A 22,607-nucleotide genomic window follows, 5' to 3' on the forward strand; every position below is an offset into this window, starting at 1 on the left:
ATATATAGGTTTGATTTTAAAAAGATTTATTTTTATTTCAAACTCTTTTTTTCTAGTAAATCCTATTTTAGGAAATAGTATTGAAAATTGTAAATATGATATAAAAAGTGTACTCATTGCAAAAATAGATATCTGTTTTATTAAATCAAAAGATGTAAAACTAATAATAAAAAAAGCAATTATAGTTGTTAAAAAACCAAAGAATACCTCTTTATTAAAACTTTTATTTTTTACATAATAATCATTCATATAAAGATGAAACATATAATCAATTGCAACAGTGCTAATAGAGATACCAAATACTAATGTAAAGATTGAAATATTATTAAAAAACAAAGAGAGAATAATTATTGATAAAATTATAGAAGTTGCTAATGCACTTACTGTATGAAATAGTAATGAAAAGTTTTTAATCATAAATATATATAAAATAAATAGAATAATTGTTGCAACTATAACTATTTTATTTACGTCATTTTTTATTGCTTTTTGATTCTCTACATAATAAAAAATTGGACTAAAAATTGTAGTATTGTTAAATCTTTTTTTTATTTTAGAAATCTCATTATAGATTTGTTTATATTGTTTTAATGAATTAGCTTTTTTATCAATATCAAAAAACGAGATATAACCATAATCTTTGATAATTAAATGTGAATTTTTTATATCTAAAGCACTATTTGTTTTAATATTTTCAAATAAATTAAATGGGTCTTTATTGTTAATTATTATTGGAAAAAAAGAGTTTGTCAAACTACTATATAAATTTGATAATTCATTTTGTATGTTTAAACTCTTGATTTTATGCTCATTCATCTTATTTAAATATAGATGATATTTTTTTAAGTACTCATTTTTAAAGTTATTTGAGTTATTTTGTTTTAAAGAAAGATATTTAATATTAGATAACTCTTTATCTATTTTTTTTATATTTTTATATGAATTTTCATCAAGACCTTTAGTAGAAACAATAATAGTTTTTGATGCTTTTAATTTATCATAGTTTAGTAGTAAAGATTTTTCTTTACTTGAAGGAAGAATTGTCAAAATATTATTTGAAATATTATCTAAACTTTTTGAAGTAAAAAGTAGAACTATACAAACAGTAAGAATTATAAAAGTACTTATTTTAATCAATTTGTTCAATTATGATCCTATCATTATTAAGTAAAAATATTTTTAAAAACTTAAGTTTGTTATTTTGCTTTTTATATTCTACTTTTTCTAAATAGTTAGAAACACTATTTTTGGGTAATAAAAGAGTTTTTTGTTCTTTTTTTTCTATTTTGAAAAAAGAGTTTATCTTATCTTTGTTATCAAAAAATATTCCTTCTAGTAAAGTAAAATATACTTTTGAAGCAATACTATTATTTTGTGTAAGAGTAGAGCCTTTTTTTATATATAAATTAGAGTCTTTAAAAATAAGCTTTTTATCACTTTTCTCATACCAAGTTTTAATACTTTCTTTAGAAAAATCTATAAAACCTTTTTTATAAATAGAGTTATTTAGTGCATAAATATATCTTTGCTCTTTAAAGTGAATTGTTTGCGCAAAAGCATATATATTAATAATAAAAAATAAGAAAAATTTATACACTTTTAATCCTTTTTAAAAAGAAAAATTTTCTATGTAAATATTGTAAAATACCACCAAAAATAAAAATAAAATACCAACCAATTGAACTATACAATGCCCAAAAAGTTATATCTTTATAAACTAATATAAAAAACTGAATACTACTATTTATCAAACATAAAAAAAACCAAAAAATAGTACTACTATAAATATATTGTTCTTCATCCTTGCAAATTGTTTTTTTTGAAAACTTTCTTGCAAAAAGAAGAATAATTGAGTCTTTATTTATATATGAAATAAGCATTAAAGCTGTAAAAAATAGTGATATTATAAATGGTAATGATTTCAAAATATAAAAAGAATTTCCAAAATAACCAATTATTGATATTAGAATATATAAAGTTGGATATAAAGATTGTTTAATACTTTTTTTTATTGAAAATCCAAACCAAATAACACTTATAAAAAATAGATATATACAAACAGTTTTAATATCAAAAAATTTAAGGCATACAAAAAGTACTGGTGCATAAATTAATGATATTAAAATATTCATTTATCTAACCATAGCGCCACTGATATTTATAACTTCTCCACTTACATAAGTTGCTTCAGATCCAATAAAAAATGCACATTTAGCAACCTCTTTTGGTTTACCAAATCTTCCCAATGGAATTGATTTTTTTAACTCTTTTAAGTTTGGAATATTTTCTGTCATTTCTGATTCAATTATACCTGGAGCTAAAGTATTTATTCTTATATTGTATCTTCCTAATTCAAGAGATAAAGTCTTTGTTAAAGATATAATCCCACCTTTTGATGCAGAATAGTTTGCTTGACCAATATTCCCTGATATAGCAGAAACAGAGGCAATATTTACAATACTACCTTTTTTGTGTAACATCATATTTTTAGAAATTACTTTTGTTACATAATAAACCCCATTTAAATTAGTATTTATTACGTCTTCCCACTCATCATCACTCATAAAGAAAAATAAATTATCTTTTATTATACCTGCATTATTTACAAGTACATCTACTTGAATATCTTCTAATGCTTTTTTTATTGATTCTTTATTTTTTATATCAAAATAGATTAACTCACCTTCATTATCAATCTCTTCTAATAACTCTTGTGCTTTTTCTTTTTTACTATAATAATGTAAATAGATATAGTAACCATGTTTTGCATACTGTTTTACAATTTCTTGTCCAATTGAACCTGTAGATCCTGTTATAAGTACTTTTTGCATAATGCCTCTTTTAAATAAAAAATTTATTTCTAATTAGTTTATTAATATTTTCAATATCAAAATCCATTCTTCTATCTTTGTATAGTGGTTCGATAATTTCTCTAGTTTTATTATATATGTTTTTTAGATGAGGTGAAACTTCATCTTTCCCTCTTATATCTACAGCTTGAGCCATTCCTATAAATGCAATTGATAGCATATTATATAAATCAGGAATCATTTTTGCAAAATCATTTGCTGCTGTTGTACCCATTGATACTTTATCTTGGTTTAATGATTCAGTTGGTCTTGAATGAATTGAAGCAGCAGTTGTATTTTTAATTACATCTGCACTTAAAGAACTAAGACTAATTTGCATAGCTTTAAATCCATGATAATATGGCTCTTTTGCAAGTTTTAGATTCTCTCCTAAACCTCTATTAAATTTATGATCAACAAGTAGTGCAAACTCTTTATCAAGTAAGTCTGCAACATTAGCTGCGCATATTTTTAAAGTATCCATCGCATGTGCCACATATCCACCATAAAAGTTACCTGATGTATAGATTTTTTCATTTTCTCCATCAATTAGTGGATTGTCATTTACTGAATTGATTTCTGTTTCTACCCACTGTTTTGAAATTTTAAGATTATCTCTTACTACTCCTAATACTTGTGGGGCACATCTCATAGAGTAATTATCTTGAATATTTAAATCATTATCAGCAAAAAACTTGTCGTATCTATCATCTCTACCATGAGTTAATTTAGAATTTTCTATTTTTATTTTTATATTTTTTGCTGTTTGGATTTGTCCATCAAAAGGTTTTGATTCATGAACGAAATCAGAAACAGGAGTATCATCTCCTAGTAATACTTCAAACATTCCTGCAACATATGATTCCATTGAATCAACAATTGTTTCAAACTCTTCAATAGCTGCAAGTGCAATAGCACTCATCACTGTTGTTCCATTCATAATTGCTAATGCTTCTTTTGGTTTAAATTCATAAGAAGGAATATTTAGTTGTTTATAAACCTCTTGAGTAGAAACTATTTCTCCTTTATAATAAACTTCTCTTTCTCCTGCAATAACAGCAGCAATGTAAGATAAAGGAGTTAAATCACCACTTGCTCCTACTGAACCTTGTGATGGAATTACTGGAATAATATCTTTTTGTATTAGTAACTCAAGTCTTTTTAAAAGCTCTAAACTTACACCTGAACGTGCTTTACTTAAAGATATTGTTCTCATAATTACTGCATATTTACAAACTTTGTATGATAATTTAGGACCAATTCCACATCCATGAAATCTAAATAAGTTTTTTTGTAAAGTTTTACTATCTTCATAACTTACATAGTTTTTACCACTTGCTCCATATCCTGTTGTAATTCCATAAATAGGTTTACCATCTTTTATCTGCTTCATCAAATAGTTATGAGTTTTCTCAATACTATTTACAAAGTTTTCATTATTTGAAATCTCTATTTGTGTTGAGTTTATAATCTCATCTAATTCAATATGTCTATTATCAACTTTTAAATTCATTTGCTCTCCCAAAATTTATAAAAATTAAACCACAATAAAGGGTGTTGTTTTAGTACTTCTTCAAGTTTTCTTGCATACTTTTCTATTCCCATGTTTATAGATTCTTCTTGCTTTTTACTATAATCTAAATCTATTCTTTCATAAAGTAATTCATATGTTCTTGACTTTTTTAAAACTACAAATAAAAGAATAATTGGTTTTTTTGTTTTATATGCAATTAAAAAAGGATTTTTATTAAATGAAGCCTCTTTTCCAAAAAAGTTAGTTTTTATTTCGTATTTTTTATTCAATGCTCTATCACCCATAAAAGCAACTGATTCATTGTTTAAAAGAGCATTTCCTATTGTAATCGATGTTGCAATCATACCTTTTGAAATATCAATAATTTTAACACATTTTTCGTTTTTTTTGCTAATGATTGATTCAAACTCTTTTGCATTTTTTATCATAGCTTCATTCATAACAACATTTATTTTTACATTATCTTTATCAAAGTAGTTTGTTGCAGTTGCCCAGCCACCAAAGTGATTAGAAATAATAATAGAGCCATTTTTAGCTTCATTGTATAAAATATCTCTGTTATTATTTGAAAAAATATAATCTTCTGGATTTGCTTTAGAAATAAATCTATCTGAAGTTGTTAGGGCATAATTAAATAGATGTTTAAAAAACTTTCTATTTGTAAACTTTATACCTATATTTTTGTAATAATCTTTTAGTGCAGTTCTAACATTAGTTGCAAATAAAAAGTAATATAAAACTACAAAATATAAAGAGAAATATACACTTTTGTATCCAAAAATTTTATAAAAACGATAAAGAGTTTTTACTACAAATCCACCAACTCTTTGTTTAGTCTGCATTTAGAATAATCCTTTTAATAAAAATATTTTTTGAGTAAATAATTTTAAATGAAGTAATGTAATAGAGATAGTATCTTTATAATTGTCAAAGTGACTAACTCTCTCTTCAGGAGTTGGATAATAGCACTCAATTGTTGTATCTGTTATATTTTTATATTTCCAGTAATGTTTTACTAAAACTTCTGCTTCAAAGTTGAATCTTTTACATTTTATATTCAAATTTAAAATACTAGTAGGATATAATCTAAACCCAGTTAATGAGTCTTTTATATCATAACCACTATTTAGTTTTATCCAGAAGTTGTGAAATGCTCTTCCAACTTTTGATATTGTTGGTACATTTTCAATATTAAAATTTCTTGATCCAATTACAATTTGATTTTGACTATTTTTAGCATCTACAAGTTTAAAAATCTCAGATGCTAAGTGTTGACCATCTCCATCCATACTTATAAAAAAATCATAGCCTAATTCTTTTGCTTTTTTTGCACCTGTCAAAATTGCTTGACCTTTACCTCGATTTTTTTCATGTCTTAAAACAGTAATATTTTTATTTTCTATTAAATCTTCTACTTTAGTGTCAGAACCATCATCTACTATAATTACTTGAAAGTTATGAGTTAATACATCATCAAGAACTTTTTTTATTGTCTTTGGATTGTTATAAGTGGGTATAACAACCATAATGTCTCTATTTTTATTCAAAAGTGAACTCACTGCATTTTTTATTATTTTTTAGAACTTTTACAACATAAGCATCTTTTTTATTGTTTACTTGAAAAATTACTGTATCATTGGGAAATATTGGAGCTATAAATTTTGCTTTTTTTATTTTTTTTATTTTAGTATCTAATAATATTGCAATCATATCAATGTGTAGAAAACCAGGTAATAGGCTATTTTCTGGGAAATGAGCTTGAAAAACAGGATGAGTTTCATCACTAAAAACAACTTCAAATAAAGTTTGATCTTCTATTTGATTTTTATTTATAAGTTTAAATAAGTTGTTCAATGAAAATACTCCTTGGTGCATGTAAAAATTATTTGGATATTTTATCGAAAGATAACTAAGTATATAATAATACAATTATTTCAAGGAGTTTTTGTGAGAGAGTGCGATGTATTAATTATTGGAGCGGGTCCAAGTGGTTCATTAGCTGCGTGTAAACTATTAAAAGCAGGATTCAGTGTTGTTATATTAGAAAAATTAGATTTTCCTAGATTTGTTATTGGTGAATCTTTATTACCAAGATGTAATGAAATTCTAGAAGAGTGTAATTTAATTGACACAATTAAAGAACAAAATTATATGTTAAAAGGTGGAGCAATTTTTATTAATGAAGAGAAAAAAGAGCAACATATTGATTTTAGGGAAAATCTTGGGCAAAAATGGGCAACAAGTTTTCAAGTTAAAAGAGAAAATTTTGATAATGTATTATTAAATTGCGCAAAGCAACTAGGAGCAAAAGTATTTCATAGGGTAGAAGTATTTGAATATGATAATGAAAATGATATTGTAAAAGCTAAAGATATAAATGAAGAGATTTTAGAGTACAAAAGTAGATTTGTTTTAGATGCTTCCGGTTATGGAAGAGTTTTACCAAAACTATTAGATCTTGATATACCTTCAGATTTAAAATTAAGAAATGCAATATTTACAAGAGTAAAAGGTGAAAAAAGAAGAGAAGGGGATAAAGAAGGATTTATTGATATTGTAATACATGATGATAATAAAGCTTGGCTTTGGGTTATTCCTTTTAGTGATGGAACTACTTCTTTAGGTGTTGTTTGTAAAGAAGAGTATTTTAAAGATAAAAAACTTTCAAAAGAAGAGTTTTTAGATGATGTCATTTTTAACCATAAATATTTGAAAGAAAAATTTAAAGATGCACAAAAAGTTACTCCTGTAGGGATTATAAATGGTTACTCATCTTCTATTAAAAAAATGTATGGAAAAGGGTATGCTTTAAGTGGGAACGCAACTGAGTTTTTAGATCCAGTATTTTCTTCTGGAGTAACTCTTGCTTTAGAATCATCAAATAGAGTTGCCAAATTAATAATAGATGAACTAAATGGTAAAAAAGTTGACTGGCAAAAAGATTATGAAGATTATATGAATATGGGAATAAATGTATTTAGAGAGTTTGTTTATGCTTGGTATGAAGGAAAATTAAGAAAAATTTTTTATAGTAGACATAAATCAGAATTAATTCAAAAATCAATAAGTTCTATTCTTTCTGGTTATGTATGGGATGAAAATAATTATTTTGTGAAAGATACAAAGAATAAAATTAATGCATTAGTTAGTATGGTTCAATAATATTACAGTTTGAATATTTTGTAAGATACATAAAAGTGCAAAAATGGTAAAATTTATGAAAAATACACAAGGAAAAATACGTAATGGCTATTTCAAGTAATGAGTTTAAACAAGTTTTAATAGATGGTTTAAATTTAGAAGATATGACACCAGATGAGATAAATGATAATGACCCTTTATTCGGAGATGATGGACTTGGTTTAGATTCAGTTGATTCAATAGAACTTGTATTAATAATAGAAAAAGAGTACGGAGTTAAGATTCAAAACCCTGAATTATATAACGAAATTTTTTCTTCAGTTGAAAATTTATTAAAATATATAAATGAAAATAAGTAACGCTTATATAAATAATTTTTCAACAATATCTTGTGCTGGAAACAGTAATGAAGAACTTTTTAGTTCAATTTGTCAAAAAAAAAATAAGATTAGCCTTGATACAAATTATGTAAAAGATAGTGTTGTTGCAATAGGAAAAATTGATTCAAAAACTCTATTTGATGATTTAGTTTTTCAAGTATGTGATAATATATTAGAAGAGTCAAATTTAAAAGACTTTTCTAATACTCTTTTAGTTATCGGTTCTTCTGTTGGTGGTATGATTAAAACAGAACAAATTTTCTTCCAAGATAAAACTTACGAAAATATAAATTACAAAGAACATCCAATTGATGCGGTTGCATACAAATTAAAACAAAAATATACTTTTTATGATGATATCTCTTTTTCTACTGCTTGTACTTCAAGTGCAAATGCCTTAGGTTACGCAAAAGAAGTTATTGAAAAGGGAATTTATAAAAATGTATTAGTTATAGGATTAGATTCACTTTCTTATACTACTGTTTGTGGATTTCATGCTTTAAGTGTATTATCTTCAAAACCTTGTACTCCCTTTGAAAGAAATAGAGAAGGAATGAATGTATCTGAAGCAATTGCTGCACTATTAGTTCAAAATGAAAAATCATCAAATGAATCAATTGAAATTTGTGGTGTTGGATATAGCTCTGATGCACATCATATGACTCAACCACAACCTGAAGGCTTAGGTGCAAATAAAGCTATGTCTTTAGCAATAGAAAATGCAAATATTAAAAAAGAAGATATCTCATATATAAATGCACATGGAACAGGAACATATGCAAATGATTTTTCTGAACTAAATGCAATATCTTCTCTTTTTAGTGATTGTATGCCTTATGTAAGTTCTACAAAATCAATTACAGGACATACTTTAGGAGCAGCAGGTGCATTAGAAGCTGCAATTTGTTGTATGGCAATAAATAAACAAATAATTCCTCCAAGTAAAGATATAAAAGATTTAGAAAATGAAATTATAAAAATTTCAAATGAAGTGATAAATAAAGATATAAAGTATGTACTTAGTAACTCTTTTGCTTTTGGTGGAAATAATGTGAGTTTAGTATTTGGATGTGCAAAATGAAAATAAATTTAGAAATTTTAGATGCTGCATATTTATACTCTAAAGATAAAATTGAAGATTTAAGAACAAAAGAGTTAGTTCCTAAAATGGTTTTTAGAAGAAGATTAACAAAAGCAGCAAAATTAGTCGTGGAGTTGATAGATAAAGTAAATTTTGAAAATGGAAGAATAATGTATGGAAGTGCATATGGAGAACTACCAGCAACTGCAAAAATATTAAATGCAATTTTGAATCAAGATGGAATTTCTCCAACTGATTTTCAAAATTCAGTTTATAATACTGCTGTTTCATACGCTTCCATTTTAAATAAAAATGAAAATGAAATTATGACAATCTCTTCAGGAGATAATACTTCTGATAGATTATTAAAAATCTCTGCAATAAAAGCTTTAGATGGTGATGAAATTTTAATAGTATGTACTGAGACTTTAGATATAGAAAATATAAAACAAGTAAATAAATGTATAAAATATCTTGAATGTGCAGTTGCATTAAAAGTTAGAGTGACAAATAAAGAAGAGAATATATTTTTAGATAATATTGATAAAGACTATCCAAAGTCAATTGCTTCTTTAATTGAAATTGCAAAAGATTTTTTAAATAACAAAAATAGTGTAATAGGAGTTAATATATGAATATTCCTCATTTACCTCCAATTAAATTTGCACAAGAGAAAATAAGTGTTCAAGATAATATTGCTAAAGTGAAAGTTTGTTTTCCTTCTATTCCAACTTTGCCTATGCTTTTTGAATCAGCAGCACAAAGTAGTGCAGCATTTTCAAGTGAAGAGTCTAAAGAAGGGTTTGTTATATCTTTAAAAGATATAGAATTATTAAATGACTTAGAAGATTTAGAATATATTGCACAAATAAAAAAAGAGCATGAGTTTGGACAAATTTGTGAATTCTCTTTTGAAATATTAAAACTAGATGAGAAAGAAAAATTTGCAAAAGGTATTTTTACAATAATGGTGAAAGAATGAAGTTTTTTAAAGACAATGATAAATTAAATGCATTAGAAGCACAATATGAAGCTCAAAAAATAGCTTTTGCTCCTATTATATTTCAAGTTGCAAGGGTAATGAGAGATTTAGAAATACTCAAAGTTCTAAAGCAAAACTCAAAAAATGGTATAACTTTAGAAGAATTAGCTTCAAAAGTTAATTTGTCAAATTATTCAGTTCAAGTTTTATTAGAAACTGCATTAAGTGCAAATATAGTAAAACAAGAAGATGATTTTTGGTTTTTGACTAAAGTAGGTTTTTTTCTAGATAATGATGAGATGACTAGAATAAATATGAATTATAATCATTATGTAAATTATTTAGGATTATATAATTTAGAAGAATCTATTAAACAAAATAAAGCTTGTGGATTAAAAACATTTGGTGATTGGGAAACTATATATCCAGCGTTATCAAGTTTACCACCTAAAGTAAAAGATAGCTGGTTTGAATTTGACCACTACTATTCAGATGGTGGATTTGAAGAAGCAATAAAAATTTTAAGAAGTTTAAACCCTAAATCAATTTTAGATATAGGAGGAAACACAGGAAAGTTTGCTACGCTATTATCTAAAAAAGATGAAAATATCCAAATAACAATAATGGATTTGCCTCAACAAATAAAATTAGCAAAACAAAATATTTATGAAAATGATATAAAAAATATCTCTACATATGAAGCAAATATATTAGCCAAAGACACAGCTATACCAACAAATTTTGATATAGTATGGATGAGCCAGTTTTTAGACTGTTTTAAAGAAGAACAAATTATAGATATTTTAAAAAGAGTAAAAAAATCATTGGCAAGAGGTTCTAAAATATGTATTATGGAACCTTTTTGGGATAGACAAAATAATGAAACAGCAGCTTATTGTGTAATAAATACATCTGTATATTTTACAGCTATGGCAAATGGTTATAGTAAAATGTTTAGCTATAAAGATTTTGAAAGATATTTAAAAGAAGCCGGACTTGAAGTTTGTGAAATAGTTGATAATATAGGAATTTGTCAAACTTTGATTATTTGTAAATAGTATTTATTTTTACTTATAAATACAAAAGTCCAATAATGCTAAAATAGTATTAATAAAAAAATAGGGATTTTAATGTCAAACTTACTTTCATCAAGTTCAACAAGAATAAAAACAGGTATTGCTCTTGTTTTAGTCATATTAATAATTGGATATATTGATTCATATTTTGTTACATGGTTATTTTTAGGATCTCTTCTAATTATTGCTATAAAAGAATCAACAAAGCTTTTTCATATTCAAAGTACTCAACTTTTTATATATTCAACAGTTTTATGGGCAGTTGCTTATTTTTATCCAGAGCCAGAAGATCTATCTTTTATATTAGGAGTAATATATGCTTCTATTTTGGCTTATACAAAAACATTAAATAAGAAAATTTTCTTACCACTATTTTATCCAACGGTATCTTTTCTATTTTTATTAGCATTATATAAAGATTTTGGAATGCAATCACTTCTTTGGATTTTAGTTGTAGTAGCATTAACAGATACAGCAGCATATTTTGTTGGTAAAAGTATTGGTAAAACTAAGTTTTGTCAAACTAGTCCAAATAAAACACTTGAAGGTGTAATTGGTGGGATTGTATTTGGTTCTTTAATTGGTTCTATTTTTGCACTTAGTGATTTAACTTTTGTTGAAGCATTTATCATATCTTTTGTTACTTCAATTGCATCTGTATTTGGTGATTTATTTGAAAGTTATCTAAAAAGAGAAGCAAAAGTAAAAGATAGTGGAAGTTTTTTACCTGGACATGGTGGAATACTTGATAGAACAGATGGATATTTATTTGCTTCAATAATTATGCTAATTGCCTTAAGAGTAATATCTTGATAGTTTTAGGAAGTACAGGATCAATTGGAGTAAATACTCTAAATATTGCAAGAAAATTCAATCTTGATGTTGAGGTTTTAGTTGCAGGAAAAAATATTGAACTTTTAAATAAACAAATTAAAGAGTTCCAACCTAAGAAAATTGTAATTGCAGATAAAGAAGATATCTCAAAAGTAAATCATAATAATGTAAAAGCGGGGGAATCTTCAATATTAGAAGTAATTGAAAACTCTGATTCTAATATTGTAGTAAATGCTTTGGTTGGTTTTTTGGGTTTAAGACCTACTTTAAAAGCAATAGAGTGTAAAAAAAGAGTTGCACTTGCTAATAAAGAGTCATTAGTAGTTGCAGGAAAATTTATTGACCAATCAAATCTTGTAGCAATAGATAGTGAACACTTTGGACTTTGGTATTTAATTCAAGATAAAAAAATTGATTCTTTAACTATTACAGCAAGTGGTGGTTCTTTTAGAGATTATTCTTTAGATAAATTAAAAGATGTATCAATTAAAGAGGCTTTAAATCATCCAAATTGGTCAATGGGTAATAAAATAACAATTGATAGTGCAACAATGACAAATAAAATGTTTGAATTACTAGAAGCAAAATGGCTATTTGATACAACAAATATTGATGCAATTATTGAAACAAAATCATTGATTCATGCAATGGTAAACTTCAAAGATGGAAGTACAACTGCACATATTGCAAATGCATCAATGCAACTTCCTATTTCTTATGCTTTGCTTGGAAAAGTAGATGAACCTATATTGGAACATATAGATTTAGTAAAAGTTGGTTCTTTAGAATTTAAACAAATTGAACAAAATAGATATCCAATTTGGCAATTAAGAAAAACAATACTCGAAAATCCAGATTTAGGTGTTGTTTTAAATGCAGCAAATGAAGTTGCAGTATCAAAGTTTTTGAATAATGAAATTGGATTTTTAGATATATCAAAAATCTCTATTGATGCAATAAATAAATTTAATAATCCAATAATTAACAATATTGATGATATCTTTGCGTTAGATAGAGAAATTAGGAATTATTGTGGAGCTTGATTTACTAATACCTTTTCTTATTTTAATAATTTTGGTAATATACTTAATATATACAAGAACAAAATTTGAAAAAGAAATTTTAAATAGCTATGAACATAAGTTTGAAGAGTGGAAGAAATATAACAAAAGTGATAACCAAATAAAAGAACATAAAGAACTTGTGGGATTAGTCTTTAAAAAAGGTTATAAAGTAGAGATAGAACTTTTAAATGAAAGTTCAAAAGCTCAGTTAGAAAAAGGTAAATTTAGTATAAAGGCTAAATAATGAAACTACTACTTTTTCTGTTTGTACTTACATCTTTGTATGCAAATGGCTTTGAAAGAAACAATAGTCTTAATGTTGTTATTGATAGAATTAATAAATTAATGTGGCAAGATAATGTTAGTGTAATTAAAATAAAAAAGACACATCAAGATGCCCAACAATATTGTGAAAATTTAAAAATTGGAAGTTATTTAAATTGGAGACTTCCTACAATTGAAGAGTATAAAACAATAGTAAATAAGAAGAATCATAAAAACTTCATTATAAAAGCGTTTCGATATAATGCCCCAGATGGTTATTGGGCTAGTAAAGCTCATTGGAGAACACTTTGGTATTATGCAGATTATATGCATTTTATAAGTGGAACTGCATATTATGATAGTAGATATAAAGAAAAATATGTAAGATGTGTAAAAGATATAAGATAAGGATATAGATGAATAAAAGAGTTTTAATATTACATGGATTAAATGGAAGTGATTATCCACATTGGCAATCACATTTAGCAGCAGATTTAATTAAGCAAAATTATATAGTCTCTTTTCCTCATTTCCCTTCAAGAGATAATCCAAGTTTTAAAAAATGGAAAGAGACTTTAAAAAAAGAGATTGAACATTTTAAACCTCAAATTGTGGTTTGCCATTCATTGGCAAATATTTTATGGTTTCATGTATGTAATGAATTAGATATACAACTTGATAAATTAATGTTAGTTGCTCCTGTTAGAAAAAATTGTAATTTAGAAAAAATAAAAGAGTTTTTCCCTTATAAAGCTCCTAAAGATTTAAAATCAAAAGAGGTAATATTAGCTGTTTCAACAAATGACCCTTATATGAATATTGAAGAAGCATATGAATTACAACAAGAGCTAAATGTAGGTATGAAAATAATGGAAAATGCAGGACATATTAATGCAGATTCTGGATTTGGAAAACTTGATTGTGCATTAGACTGGATAAATAGAGAAGAAGAGTGTGAACAAGGAGAAAAAAATTGATTTTAAGTATAGAGTCTTCTTGTGATGATAGTTCAATAGCAATTACAAATATAAAAACAAAAGAGTTAATTTATCATAAAAAAATATCTCAAGAATTACAACATAGTAGTTATGGAGGGGTTGTTCCAGAATTAGCAGCAAGACTTCATATTGAAGCTTTACCAAAAATATTAGAAGAGACAAAAGAGTTTTTCCCTAAATTAAAAGCAATTGCAGTTACAAATGCACCTGGATTGTCTGTGACTTTAATGGAAGGTGTAACTATGGCAAAAGCTTTAGCTATATCTTTAGACTTACCATTAATTGCAGTAAATCATTTAAAAGGGCATATTTACTCCTTATTTATAGAAAAAGATGAGATATTGCCTTCTACAATTTTGTTAGTATCTGGTGGACATACTCAAATAATTGAAGCAAATTCATATACAAATATGAAAATTATTGCAACAACTTTAGATGATAGTTTTGGTGAAAGTTTTGATAAAGTTTCAAAGATGATGAAATTAGGTTATCCTGGTGGACCTATTATTCAAGAGTATGCCTTACAAGGTGATGAAAATAGGTTTGACTTTCCTATTCCTTTAAGACAGAGCCCTAAAATTGAATTTAGTTATTCAGGACTTAAAAATGCAGTAAGACTTGAAATTGAAAAAATAGGTGAATTATCACATCAAGATAAAGCAGATATTTGTGCATCTTTTCAAAAAACAGCTGTTTCGCATATTCTTCAAAAAGTAAAGAAATATTTTAAATCGTATGTTCCTAAAAATTTTGCTATCGTTGGTGGTGCTAGTGCAAATATATATCTAAGAACTCAAATAGAAGAACTTTGCAATAAGAATAATACAAAACTTCATTTAAGCCAATTAAAGTATTGCTCAGATAATGCAGCAATGATAGGAAGAGTTGCAATAGAACAATATAAAAATAATGAGTTTACTAAAATTGAAGATATTGATATACAAACTAGAATAAAGGCATTTAAATGATATTTGAAATGGGTGCAAAATTAGAAGATAATATTTTTGATACAAAAAAAGAGGATAAAAAAAATAAATCTTCGAATAATCATATTGAACCAAAGAATAAACATCAATTGGTATTTACTTTTGAAAAAAGAAAAGGTAAACCAGTCACATTAGTTGGAAGATTTTATCTATGTGATGCTGATAAAAAAGCAGTACTAAAATTATTAAAGAAAAAACTTGCATGTGGTGGAAGCATAAAAGAAGAGTGGATTGAAATTCAAGGTAATGTAAAAGATAAGATAAAAGATATTTTAGAAATAGAAGGTTGGAAATTTAAAAAATAAGAGGAGTATTCCTCTTATTTTTTCCAAATTGAAATGTCAATTTTATCTCTTAATTCTGGATAATATTTTGCTTCAAAAGTAGGTTCTTTACCAGCTTTTCTTTGTTCAATATAATCTTTAGTTAATTTAGCTACAGTACCAGATAAAAGTACAATTGCAATTAAGTTTATTGTTGCCATTAATCCCATTGCAGCATCAGCTGCATTAAATACTGTTTGAACTTTTTCATAAGACCCCCAAATTACCATTGAAATAGCTGCAAGTCTTAGAAGAAAAATCCATGTTCTTTTTCCTGCACCTAAATAAGATAAAGCATTTTCAGCATATGTATAATTACCAATAATTGATGTAAATGCAAAGAATAAAATTGCAATTGCAACAAAATAGTTTCCAGCTTCACCAATATGTACACTTAATGCTTGTTGTGTAAGTTCAATACCTTTAACTCCAGAACCAGGGTCTAAAACACCTGCTAATAGAATCATAACAGCAGTTGCAGTACAAATTAATAATGTATCAATAAAAACACCTAATGCTTGTACAAAACCTTGAGATGAAGGGTGATGAGGAGTAGGAGTAGCAACTGCTGCAATGTTTGGAGCAGAACCCATACCAGCTTCATTTGAAAATAATCCTCTTTTAACACCATTCATTAATGCTGCTAAAACACCACCTGTAACTCCACCTACAGCTTCTTGTAATCCAAATGCACTTTTTACGATAAGTGCAATAATTCCAGGAACTGCTTCATAATTTACAATCATTGTAAATATTGCAAGAAGTAAATAAACTATAGCCATAAAAGGAACAACTATTTCTGCAATTTTTGCAATACCTCTAATTCCTCCAAAAATAACCAATGCCGCAACTGCTGCAATTGCATAACCAACATACATTTTATCAATGTTAAAAGCTGAACCAACTGCATTTGCAATAGAGTTTGCTTGAACTGCATTAAAAATAAGACCAAATGCAATAATTAAACTAATAGAAAAAATTCCTGCTAAAATAGGAGACTTTAAACCTTTTGCAATATAAAAAGCTGGTCCTCCTCTATATTGGTTGTTTTCATCTTTAACTTTATATAGTTGTGCTAATGTACTTTCTGCATATGCTGTTGCCATACCAACTAATGCAACAATCCACATCCAAAAAATAGCTCCTGCTCCACCAAGATATAATGCAACTGCTACACCAGCAAGGTTCCCAGTTCCTACTCTTGAAGCAAGTGAAATTGTTAAGGCTTGTAATGGAGATATCCCCGATTCATCAGTTTCATCTTTATCAAAAACTGATTTGAACATCTCTTTAAAATGAATAAATTGTATAAATTTAAGTCTAATTGTGAAATATATACCTACTGCAAGTAAACCATACAGTAGAATGTATCCCCAAAAGATATTATTTAAAAAGTTTATTATTTCATTCATAAATGATTCCTTTTTTTAAATGTCAGTTATAATACTGAAATATAACTTATATGTAATTAATATGAAACATTATAGTAATATAATCACGTGACACAAGTTAAATTGTTACACTATAAATACTTTACATAATAAGAAATTTTAATATTTTTTAATATAATTTAGTATCTTGCAAGAAAGAGTTAATATGAAAAATGTATTTAATGAAGTATCAACTTTAGATAAAAAATGTTATGAAAAATTTATGTTAAGTGAAGATTTATTGATGGAACATGCTGCACTTGCTTTAAAAAATGAGATTGAAAATATTTTAAATCATTATGATTCAACTATATTAATCATATGTGGTGTAGGAAATAATGGAGCAGATGGAATAACTCTTGCACGGCTTTTGCAAAATAAATATAAAAATATAATATTATATTTACCTTTTGGCGTAAAATCAAATATGGCGAAACTTCAATTACAAAGAGATAATACTCTTGGTATAAAAGAAGTAAACTCAATAAAAGACCTACAAAATGTAGATTTAATAGTTGATTGTTTATTTGGAAGTGGATTAAATAAACCTTTAAATGAAGATGCAAAGCAAATAATATCAAATTTAAATGAGATTAATTCATATAAAATTGCTTGTGATGTACCAAGTGGAATAAATAATAATGGGTATGTTTATGATGTTGCTTTTAAAGCAGATGTAACTATTACCATGGGCGCAGCAAAGTTATCACTTTTAACAGATATTGCAAAAGAGTATATTGGAAAATTAAAAATTGCAGATTTAGGTATTAGTTCTTTTATGTATGAAAACAAAACAAATAATTATTTATTAGAACAGAAAGATTTAGTTTTACCTTTACGAAATCAAAAAGATTCACACAAAGGTACTTATGGGCATGCTTGTATAATTGTTGGTTCTAAAAAAGGTGCAGGAATCCTTGCTAGCGATGCAGCATTTAATTTTGGTGCAGGGCTTGTAACTGCATTAGTTCATGAAGAAATCCAAATGCCTTACTATTTAATGCAATCCCATAAAGTACCTGATAATGCTACTGCAATTGCAATTGGCATGGGTTTAGGAATATATGATAAAAATGAGATTAAAAAGATTTTGGATTTAAATATAAAAAAAGTAGTTGATGCAGATCTTTTTTATGATGAGTTGATATTAGATTATTTAGACAAAAATGTTGTATTAACCCCTCATCCTAAGGAATTTTGTTCATTATTAAAACTATCAAATATTGCAAATATTGATGTTAATAAATTACAAGAAGATAGATTTAAATATGTAAAAGAGTTCTCAAATAAATATCCAGATGTTACACTTTTATTAAAAGGTGCAAATGTGATAATATCTCATAATAATGAAATTTATATAAATACATTAGGTACATCTGTATTGAGCAAAGGTGGTAGCGGAGATATTCTAAGTGGCTTGATAGTATCTTTATTAGCACAAGGCTATACCTGTTTAAATAGTGCAATAAATGCTTCTTTAGCACACACAATATCAGCAAAGAAATATAATTATAATAACTATTCATTAACACCAAATGATTTAATAAAAGGAATAAAAAATATATGAAATATATCATAGTTCAAACAACAACAAATAATATAAAAGAAGCAAAAAAGATTGCTAAAATTTTGTTAGAAAAAAAATTGGCAGCTTGCATTCATCTATCTGCTGTTGATTCTTTGTATACATGGAATAATGAGTTTTGTGAAGAAGTAGAGTACCTATTAAACATTAAAACTAAAAAAGAAAACTTTAAAAAAATCAAAAGGAAAATCAAAGAATTACATAGCTATGATGTGCCTGAAATTATAAGTCTTAAAATCGATAATATTAGTAAAGATTACAAAGATTTTATAGAAGAAAATTGTTAAAAATAAATATAATAATTGTTAAAGGAAAAGTAAATGAGTAATATTTTGAAAATAGGTAAATATGAATTTAATAGTAGACTTATTGTAGGTTCTGGAAAATATGATAGTTTTCAAACAACAAAAGATGCAACATTAGCAAGTGGAAGTGAACTTATTACAGTTGCAATTAGAAGAGTAAATATTACAAACCCAAATGAAGAAAACTTATTAGATTATTTTAAAGATACAAATGTAAAACTTCTTCCAAATAGTGCAGGATGTTTCACTGCTGAAGAAGCTATAACTACATTTAGATTGATGAGAGAAGCTACAGGGATTGATTTAATTAAATTAGAAGTAATTGGTGATGCACAAAAAACTCTTTATCCTGATGTTATTGAGACAATTAAAGCTTGTGAAATATTAAAAAAAGATGGATTCACTATTATGGCTTACACAAATGATGATCCAATTATTGCAAAAAGATTAGAAGACGCTGGAGCTGATGCAGTTATGCCACTTGCTGCTCCAATTGGATCTGGTCTTGGTATTCAAAATAAATATAATGTAGCATTTATTAAAGATGCAGTAAAAGTTCCAGTAATTGTTGATGCAGGTGTTGGTTGTGCAAGTGATGCTGCAATAGCAATGGAACTTGGTGCAGAAGCTGTATTAACAAATACAGCAATTGCAGGTGCTAAAGATCCAATTAAAATGGCAGAAGCAATGAAATATGCAGTTATTGCTGGAAGAATGGGATATGAAGCAGGAAGAATTCCTAAAAAACCATATGCAACTGCAAGTTCTCCAGTTGATGGACTTATCCAATTTTAATAAATAGGACTTCTTTATAAAAGAAGTCCATTTCTATTTAATGCTACAAGTAAAACAGCTATACTCATAGCAAGAAAACTATTTTTAGTCTTATACATCAAAATAATAGTTACTAAAGCAGCAATTATTCCGATTGTGCCAACTTTTATTATTGATGGAACAATTAAGGATATTAATAAAGTTGGAGGTAATCCTTCTAAAAATAGGTCAATATATTTAATCTTTTTTAATCTTGAAGACAAAAGTAAACCTGAAAGTCTTAAAAAATATGTACCTAATCCAACAAAAAATATTATAATTAAAATATTTGTATTATTCATTCGAAACTCTTTTATTTAATATGATATATAAAGAAGAACCAATTAAAGATGAAAATATAATATATGACATATTATTTATATATTTTTCCAAAATAATTGCAATAGATGCAGTACTTATATACGTAATCAAATCACTTTTAGTTTTATACATAGTTGTTATAAGAGCAGTAAATAAAGCTAAAAATGCAAAATCTAACCCATATAAATTTGGATTTGAAATCAACTTTCCAAAATAATAGCCTGTCATTGTTCCTAAAAACCAGGTGATAAAGATACATAAGCCTCCACCAAATAAAAAATAGTTATTTATCTTTTCATTTTTATTTTTACTCATTGTAATAGCCCAAGACTCATCAGTTACAAAATGCATGAAAAGAGCTTTTTTTCTTAATGACGAATCATAAAAAAGATTATTTAAAGATGCACTAATTAGAAAATATCTAAGATTAATAAGTAATGCACTTCCAATAATTATTGATAAACTTGTAGGATTATCAATCATATCTACTATTACAAATTGCGATGAACCAGCAAATACAAAAATATTCATCAATGCTAACTGTAGAAAAGTTAAGCTTTTTGAAGTACATATAATTCCTAAAACTGTTCCGTAAGCAAAAACACTTATACTAATAGGCAAATTTGCCATAAATCCATTTTTTAATTCATTATTCATTTTTGAATATTATCTAATATAAATGATTTTGTATTGGATGAGGTTGCTATTTAAAAAAGCTTTTATATTCTCCTGGTGTTAATCCTGTTGCACTTTTAAATCTTTTATTTAAATGACTTTGATCATTAAATCCACACGTGTAAGCTGTTTCAATCAAACTAAGACCTTTTTGTAGAAAAGACTTTGCTTTTTCTACTCTTAATAACATTAAATATGTATGAAGAGATACAAAGGTGTGTTTTTTAAACAGTCTTAATAGATGATATTTTGATATAGAAAATTCGTTTGCAATATCATCCAATGAAATTTGCATATAAAAATTATCATGCATATACTCTTTTACTTTATTAATTAGTATACTATGAGAAGGTAATTCAATAATATCACTAGCTTTAGAATTAATTTTTAAAATATTATTTATTACATCAATAAGTTCACATTCCCATGATAAATTATTAATAATAGACATATTTTCTTGATTCATTAAAAAAAAGAGTCTGTTATATATGTATTCATTATTGAAAAAACTATTAGAAAAAGATAATTGTTTTTTAGAAAAATTATCTTTTAATATATCTTTGACAATTTGAGGTTTTAAATATAATGACCTATGTTTATAATCACTATTATCAGAGATTCCACAAGCATGAATTTCATCAGGGTTAATTGTAATTATTGATGATTTGTCAAATTGATGATGGAACCCTTTTAAAAATGCATTCATGTAACCTTTCTCAATTACACTTATAGTATAATCTTCATGTACATGTTTATCATAAGAAAAATGATTAAAATGACCTTCATAAATTACAATATCTCTTTGAAGGTTAGGTTTATTAAATTTAATATTGTGAATTATTTTATTCTTTTTCATATTATGATTATATCAAAAGTAATAACACATGTATTGTATTAAATTGCTTTAAATTTGTATTTAAAAAGAAATTTCAAAAAAAAATGGATTTTTAAGTAAAAGCCCTTGACAAATAAAAAAAAATATAATATAATTCCGTCCACTTTTTGAGAGAAACTACTCAAAAAGCTACTGTCGGGGCGTAGCGCAGTCTGGTTAGCGCACCTGGTTTGGGACCAGGGGGCCGGAGGTTCGAATCCTCTCGCCCCGACCATCTTTAAATGGTGGATATAGCTCAGTTGGTTAGAGCATCGGGTTGTGGTTCCGAGGGCCGTGGGTTCGAATCCCATTATCCACCCCATTCATTTTTTTTATTTATGCGTCTGTAGCTCAGCTGGATAGAGCAATGCCCTTCTAAGGCATCGGTCACACGTTCGAATCGTGTCAGGCGTACCACTTTGCGGATGTGGTGAAATTGGTAGACACGCCAGACTTAGGATCTGGTGCCTCACGGTGTGGAGGTTCGAGTCCTCTCATCCGCACCACTAAAGCCTTATATGAATGATTTAGTATCATTTATATAAGGCTTTCTTACTTTATGCGTCTGTAGCTCAGCTGGATAGAGCAATGCCCTTCTAAGGCATCGGTCACACGTTCGAATCGTGTCAGGCGTACCACTATTTTAAACAATCAATTTTATACTATTTTAAATCAACTCATTTTTAATTGAAATATTTTATTATTAATACTTCTAAATATATATAATGTATTAAATTTAACAAAATTAAAATCATACTTATAAAATTTTACATTTCACTAAATAGATATATATAATATCAAAATAAATCAAATGTCATAAAAAGTTATAAAAATCAACCTTCTAATAAAAACCTAAAAAAGCAAACAAAAAAAATATCAAAAAGAAAAATAGAATAAAATAAAAAGCAAAAAAAGGCAATAAAAAGCGGAGAAAATCAATAAAAAAAGAATAAGAAAGAGAAGGGAAAGAGGGAGAGTATAAAGAATTAAAAAATTTAAGTTAATATTAAGGTGTAAGTGTTGACAAAAGTAAAAAAAGATACTATAATTCCCGTCCAAATTCGCTGAGGCCGAAAGGAATAAGTGAGAGTT

The 22,607-nt window shown here is 26.5% G+C and carries 28 protein-coding genes and 5 tRNA genes; 21 read left to right on the plus strand and 12 right to left on the minus strand.

Annotation, left to right across the window (positions count from 1 at the left end):
• The 8 genes from CRU93_RS12075 to CRU93_RS12110 all read right to left on the minus strand — a co-directional run.
• On the minus strand, window positions 1–1,146 hold a 1,146-nt coding region (locus CRU93_RS12075; protein WP_164967681.1), incomplete at its 3' end, for a hypothetical protein.
• Window positions 1,130–1,597, minus strand: a complete 468-nt coding sequence (locus CRU93_RS12080; RefSeq protein ID WP_129104458.1) for a hypothetical protein — start codon at window positions 1,595–1,597, stop codon at window positions 1,130–1,132. The genes CRU93_RS12080 and CRU93_RS12075, both read right to left, overlap by 17 nt.
• The gene (locus CRU93_RS12085; RefSeq protein WP_129104459.1) at window positions 1,590–2,132 is read right to left on the minus strand and encodes a hypothetical protein; all 543 of its coding nucleotides are present in this window, start codon (window positions 2,130–2,132) and stop codon (window positions 1,590–1,592) included. The genes CRU93_RS12080 and CRU93_RS12085 overlap by 8 nt, the downstream gene beginning before the upstream one ends.
• A complete protein-coding gene (locus tag CRU93_RS12090; RefSeq protein WP_129104460.1) occupies window positions 2,133–2,831 on the minus strand; it encodes an SDR family NAD(P)-dependent oxidoreductase in 699 nt (232 codons plus the stop codon).
• 10 nt (window positions 2,832–2,841) lie between these two features.
• A complete protein-coding gene (gene hutH, locus CRU93_RS12095; RefSeq protein ID WP_129104461.1) occupies window positions 2,842–4,362 on the minus strand; it encodes a histidine ammonia-lyase in 1,521 nt (506 codons plus the stop codon).
• Window positions 4,359–5,225 (minus strand): lysophospholipid acyltransferase family protein, encoded by an 867-nt coding sequence (locus CRU93_RS12100; RefSeq protein ID WP_129104462.1) that lies wholly within the window; start codon window positions 5,223–5,225, stop codon window positions 4,359–4,361. The genes hutH and CRU93_RS12100 overlap by 4 nt, the downstream gene beginning before the upstream one ends.
• Entirely contained in the window at window positions 5,226–5,909 is a 684-nt protein-coding gene (locus tag CRU93_RS12105; RefSeq protein WP_129104463.1) for a glycosyltransferase family 2 protein, read from the minus strand.
• Window positions 5,910–5,922: 13 nt separating this feature from the next.
• Window positions 5,923–6,237, minus strand: a complete 315-nt coding sequence (locus tag CRU93_RS12110) for a hypothetical protein (protein ID WP_129104464.1) — start codon at window positions 6,235–6,237, stop codon at window positions 5,923–5,925.
• A gap of 93 nt (window positions 6,238–6,330) precedes the next feature.
• On the opposite strand from CRU93_RS12110, the gene CRU93_RS12115 reads away from it, so the two are divergent.
• From CRU93_RS12115 to CRU93_RS12175, 13 genes are all read left to right on the plus strand, one after another.
• Entirely contained in the window at window positions 6,331–7,545 is a 1,215-nt protein-coding gene (locus tag CRU93_RS12115) for an NAD(P)/FAD-dependent oxidoreductase (protein WP_129104465.1), read from the plus strand.
• Window positions 7,546–7,628: 83 nt separating this feature from the next.
• Window positions 7,629–7,883, plus strand: a complete 255-nt coding sequence (locus CRU93_RS12120) for a phosphopantetheine-binding protein (RefSeq protein WP_129104466.1) — start codon at window positions 7,629–7,631, stop codon at window positions 7,881–7,883.
• Complete coding sequence (locus tag CRU93_RS12125; protein WP_129104467.1) at window positions 7,870–8,985, plus strand: beta-ketoacyl synthase N-terminal-like domain-containing protein; 1,116 nt, start codon at window positions 7,870–7,872, stop codon at window positions 8,983–8,985. Before CRU93_RS12120 ends, CRU93_RS12125 begins: the two co-directional genes overlap by 14 nt.
• Window positions 8,982–9,620, plus strand: a complete 639-nt coding sequence (locus tag CRU93_RS12130; RefSeq protein ID WP_129104468.1) for a beta-ketoacyl synthase chain length factor — start codon at window positions 8,982–8,984, stop codon at window positions 9,618–9,620. The genes CRU93_RS12125 and CRU93_RS12130 overlap by 4 nt, the downstream gene beginning before the upstream one ends.
• A complete protein-coding gene (locus CRU93_RS12135) occupies window positions 9,617–9,967 on the plus strand; it encodes a hypothetical protein (protein ID WP_129104469.1) in 351 nt (116 codons plus the stop codon). The genes CRU93_RS12130 and CRU93_RS12135 overlap by 4 nt, the downstream gene beginning before the upstream one ends.
• Window positions 9,964–11,025, plus strand: a complete 1,062-nt coding sequence (locus CRU93_RS12140; RefSeq protein ID WP_129104470.1) for a class I SAM-dependent methyltransferase — start codon at window positions 9,964–9,966, stop codon at window positions 11,023–11,025. The genes CRU93_RS12135 and CRU93_RS12140 overlap by 4 nt, the downstream gene beginning before the upstream one ends.
• 72 nt (window positions 11,026–11,097) lie before the next feature.
• The gene (locus CRU93_RS12145; RefSeq protein ID WP_129104471.1) at window positions 11,098–11,856 is read left to right on the plus strand and encodes a phosphatidate cytidylyltransferase; all 759 of its coding nucleotides are present in this window, start codon (window positions 11,098–11,100) and stop codon (window positions 11,854–11,856) included.
• The gene (gene dxr, locus CRU93_RS12150; protein ID WP_129104472.1) at window positions 11,853–12,920 is read left to right on the plus strand and encodes a 1-deoxy-D-xylulose-5-phosphate reductoisomerase; all 1,068 of its coding nucleotides are present in this window, start codon (window positions 11,853–11,855) and stop codon (window positions 12,918–12,920) included. Before CRU93_RS12145 ends, dxr begins: the two co-directional genes overlap by 4 nt.
• Complete coding sequence (locus CRU93_RS12155) at window positions 12,910–13,185, plus strand: hypothetical protein (RefSeq protein ID WP_129104473.1); 276 nt, start codon at window positions 12,910–12,912, stop codon at window positions 13,183–13,185. Before dxr ends, CRU93_RS12155 begins: the two co-directional genes overlap by 11 nt.
• Window positions 13,185–13,613, plus strand: a complete 429-nt coding sequence (locus tag CRU93_RS12160) for a DUF1566 domain-containing protein (RefSeq protein WP_129104474.1) — start codon at window positions 13,185–13,187, stop codon at window positions 13,611–13,613. Before CRU93_RS12155 ends, CRU93_RS12160 begins: the two co-directional genes overlap by 1 nt.
• 8 nt (window positions 13,614–13,621) lie before the next feature.
• Window positions 13,622–14,182 carry an alpha/beta hydrolase gene (locus CRU93_RS12165; protein ID WP_129104475.1) on the plus strand — a complete coding sequence of 187 codons (561 nt, stop codon included), beginning with the start codon at window positions 13,622–13,624 and terminating at the stop codon, window positions 14,180–14,182.
• Window positions 14,179–15,171, plus strand: coding sequence for a tRNA (adenosine(37)-N6)-threonylcarbamoyltransferase complex transferase subunit TsaD (tsaD, locus tag CRU93_RS12170; protein WP_129104476.1), 993 nt, complete (start codon window positions 14,179–14,181; stop codon window positions 15,169–15,171). The genes CRU93_RS12165 and tsaD overlap by 4 nt, the downstream gene beginning before the upstream one ends.
• On the plus strand, window positions 15,168–15,494 hold the full coding sequence (locus CRU93_RS12175) for a translation initiation factor SUI1 (protein ID WP_129104477.1): 327 nt from the start codon (window positions 15,168–15,170) through the stop codon (window positions 15,492–15,494). The genes tsaD and CRU93_RS12175 overlap by 4 nt, the downstream gene beginning before the upstream one ends.
• Window positions 15,495–15,508: 14 nt before the next feature.
• Here CRU93_RS12175 and CRU93_RS12180 read toward each other — a convergent pair whose 3' ends face one another.
• Window positions 15,509–16,924: a sodium:alanine symporter family protein gene (locus tag CRU93_RS12180; protein ID WP_129104478.1), complete on the minus strand. Its 1,416-nt coding sequence runs from the start codon at window positions 16,922–16,924 to the stop codon at window positions 15,509–15,511.
• A 184-nt stretch (window positions 16,925–17,108) separates the two neighbouring features.
• On the opposite strand from CRU93_RS12180, the gene CRU93_RS12185 reads away from it, so the two are divergent.
• The 3 genes from CRU93_RS12185 to CRU93_RS12195 are packed head-to-tail and all read left to right on the plus strand — an operon-like array spanning window position 17,109 to window position 19,627.
• Entirely contained in the window at window positions 17,109–18,509 is a 1,401-nt protein-coding gene (locus CRU93_RS12185; RefSeq protein WP_129104479.1) for an NAD(P)H-hydrate dehydratase, read from the plus strand.
• The gene (cutA, locus tag CRU93_RS12190; RefSeq protein ID WP_129104480.1) at window positions 18,506–18,814 is read left to right on the plus strand and encodes a divalent-cation tolerance protein CutA; all 309 of its coding nucleotides are present in this window, start codon (window positions 18,506–18,508) and stop codon (window positions 18,812–18,814) included. The genes CRU93_RS12185 and cutA overlap by 4 nt, the downstream gene beginning before the upstream one ends.
• Before the next feature lie 33 nt (window positions 18,815–18,847).
• Window positions 18,848–19,627: a thiazole synthase gene (locus CRU93_RS12195; RefSeq protein ID WP_129104481.1), complete on the plus strand. Its 780-nt coding sequence runs from the start codon at window positions 18,848–18,850 to the stop codon at window positions 19,625–19,627.
• Window positions 19,628–19,641: 14 nt separating this feature from the next.
• Here the strand turns inward: CRU93_RS12195 and CRU93_RS12200 are convergent, their stop codons facing one another.
• From CRU93_RS12200 to CRU93_RS12210, 3 genes are read right to left on the minus strand one after another with little or no spacing between them, the layout of a single operon-like run.
• On the minus strand, window positions 19,642–19,947 hold the full coding sequence (locus CRU93_RS12200) for an AzlD domain-containing protein (RefSeq protein WP_129104482.1): 306 nt from the start codon (window positions 19,945–19,947) through the stop codon (window positions 19,642–19,644).
• Window positions 19,940–20,623: an AzlC family ABC transporter permease gene (locus CRU93_RS12205; protein ID WP_129104483.1), complete on the minus strand. Its 684-nt coding sequence runs from the start codon at window positions 20,621–20,623 to the stop codon at window positions 19,940–19,942. Before CRU93_RS12205 ends, CRU93_RS12200 begins: the two co-directional genes overlap by 8 nt.
• Before the next feature lie 46 nt (window positions 20,624–20,669).
• Complete coding sequence (locus CRU93_RS12210) at window positions 20,670–21,497, minus strand: AraC family transcriptional regulator (RefSeq protein WP_129104484.1); 828 nt, start codon at window positions 21,495–21,497, stop codon at window positions 20,670–20,672.
• A 175-nt stretch (window positions 21,498–21,672) separates the two neighbouring features.
• Between CRU93_RS12210 and CRU93_RS12215 the strand changes: the two genes are divergently transcribed.
• From CRU93_RS12215 to CRU93_RS12235, 5 genes are all read left to right on the plus strand, one after another.
• Window positions 21,673–21,750, plus strand: a tRNA-Pro gene (locus tag CRU93_RS12215).
• 10 nt (window positions 21,751–21,760) lie between these two features.
• Window positions 21,761–21,837 (plus strand) — tRNA-His (locus CRU93_RS12220).
• Between the two features lie 18 nt (window positions 21,838–21,855).
• A tRNA-Arg gene (locus CRU93_RS12225) sits at window positions 21,856–21,932 on the plus strand.
• A 4-nt stretch (window positions 21,933–21,936) separates the two neighbouring features.
• Window positions 21,937–22,021, plus strand: a tRNA-Leu gene (locus CRU93_RS12230).
• A 55-nt stretch (window positions 22,022–22,076) separates the two neighbouring features.
• Window positions 22,077–22,153, plus strand: a tRNA-Arg gene (locus tag CRU93_RS12235).
• Window positions 22,154–22,607: the final 454 nt, after the last annotated feature.

It is taken from the genome of Arcobacter sp. CECT 8985 (assembly GCF_004116495.1).
Classification (GTDB): domain Bacteria; phylum Campylobacterota; class Campylobacteria; order Campylobacterales; family Arcobacteraceae; genus Malaciobacter.